Source organism: Candidatus Accumulibacter vicinus (assembly GCF_000584955.1).
GTDB classification, from domain to species: Bacteria; Pseudomonadota; Gammaproteobacteria; order Burkholderiales; family Rhodocyclaceae; genus Accumulibacter; species Accumulibacter vicinus.
In genome coordinates this window covers 6563-6952 of record NZ_JDSS02000032.1, presented here as the reverse complement: position 1 = coordinate 6952, position 390 = coordinate 6563, and the positions used below count along the sequence as shown (strand labels likewise).

Below are 390 nucleotides of genomic sequence, written 5' to 3'. Positions count from 1 at the left end.
TCGCGCTCTGCGTGGGGTCGCTGAGATTGCTTTGACTGGCCAGACGCGAGGCGTTGTCGTAGGCGATCTGCCAGGTCTGGCCGCCAAGGACGTAGCTGGCTGGCCGGCCATCGGCGTCCTGGCTCCAGGTGAGGCGTTGTCCGGCGCCGTTGGTGAGCTGTTTGAGGGTGCCGGCGGGGTGGTAGGTGATGGCGCTGGCCAGTGTCTTGACTTCACCGGCGACGGTGAGCTTCACGTCGCGGATTCGTCCCTGGGCGTCGAGGGTGTAGTCGATCTGTTTGCCGCTCGGATAGGTGAGGCCGCTCAGGCGTCCTTGGCTGTAGCGGTATTGGGTGATGAAGGGGACGCCGGCGATCTGGCGGGTTTCCTGGGTCAGGCGTCCGTGCCGGT

1 protein-coding gene is annotated in these 390 nt (G+C 65.9%); it reads right to left on the bottom strand.

All coding sequences use genetic code 11. The features are described from left to right. Positions 1–390, bottom strand: a 390-nt coding sequence (locus CAPSK01_RS23205) for a hypothetical protein (protein WP_273703800.1), incomplete at both ends; no start/stop codon positions are given.